2 protein-coding genes are annotated in these 1,141 nt (G+C 69.3%); one reads left to right on the top strand and one right to left on the bottom strand.

Annotated elements, in window-relative coordinates; all coding sequences use genetic code 11:
• A partial coding sequence (locus tag G7A99_RS20310) for an AraC family ligand binding domain-containing protein (protein WP_240466359.1) occupies positions 1 to 470 on the bottom strand: 470 nt, incomplete at its 3' end.
• Between the two features lie 312 nt (positions 471 to 782).
• Between G7A99_RS20310 and G7A99_RS20305 the strand changes: the two genes are divergently transcribed.
• Positions 783 to 1,141, top strand: a 359-nt coding sequence (locus G7A99_RS20305) for an ABC transporter substrate-binding protein (protein ID WP_163143668.1), incomplete at its 3' end; no start/stop codon positions are given.

Here is a 1,141-nt window from a genome sequence, read left to right as displayed (position 1 = left end):
AGCACGCACGCGGCGGGGTCGTGTTCACCCAGGAACACCTCGCTGTGCAGACCCAGGATCGCGTGCTTGAGCGGCTCGGCCCGGAACGCACCCATGACCGGCGCCATGGTGCCCACCACGGAGCGCGGCGCGGTCGGCAGATAGCGTACCCAGCAGTACTGCCAGCGGCTCCGGGGGACCGCATGAAAGGCGTGCAGGCCATGAGCGGGCGCGAACGACATCATGCCCGGACCCATGCGCCGCCAGCGGCCGTCCAGCAGCATCACCCCCTCACCGCCCAGGCAGGCATGGATATAGGCCCCGCTGAGGCGCAGCCGCACGATCCGGTAGGGCACGGCGGCATCGCCGACACCCACATGCGAAATGTGCCGGCCCGCCAGGGACGGACAGTCCTCGGCACGGACGATCCACTGCTGTGTGTCCTCACCCACGATGTGTGTTTCGGACAGGTCGTCGTGTCTTGTAGCCATGGCCCGCCTTTCTCGTCGCGTACTAGTTTTCAAGCACGGTCACGCGCCACGAATCATAACGCCAGACCCCTGAAAGGGGTGCAAGCGTGCCCGAAGCGGGGCTGATCGCGGCCGCGGCCGGAGAGCCGCCCCCGGGGCGGAACGGCCGCCCCGCACCACCGCAGGCACCGCCTCCCGGGGGACCTGCGGCGGCACGGTGCGGCATGTGCTTATCGGTATAAACGGGGCGCAGCACGGAGGCCCGGGCCAGACGGACCGGCACCGGGCGGACCGACAACCAGAACCGGGCGATACGCCCGACGGAGGAGAGAGATGAGAGTCACGACCAGAGTGACCGCGGCCATCGCCGGCTGCGGCATGGCCCTCGGCATGGTGAGCTCGCCGCTCATGGCACAGGACAAGGAACCCATTCGCATCGGGGTGATGGCGAGCCTCAGCGGGGCATTCGCCCAGATGGGCGCCGACGGCGTCGACGGCGTGAAGCTGGCGGTTGAGGAGTTCGGCGGCGAGATCAACGGCCGGCCGGTGAAGCTGTTCATCGAGGACAGCGCCATGGATCCCAGTGTCGCGGTCGAGAAGACCCGCGCGCTGGTAAACCGCGACGGCGCACAGGTGGTTCTCGGCCCCCTGAGCGGCGCCGCCGGCCTGGCGGTGAAGAAGGGTGCCGGCGA

It is taken from the genome of Arhodomonas sp. KWT, assembly GCF_010993615.1.
Note: the sequence above shows the minus strand (reverse complement) of the source record. Positions and strands in the feature narration are given on the sequence as shown.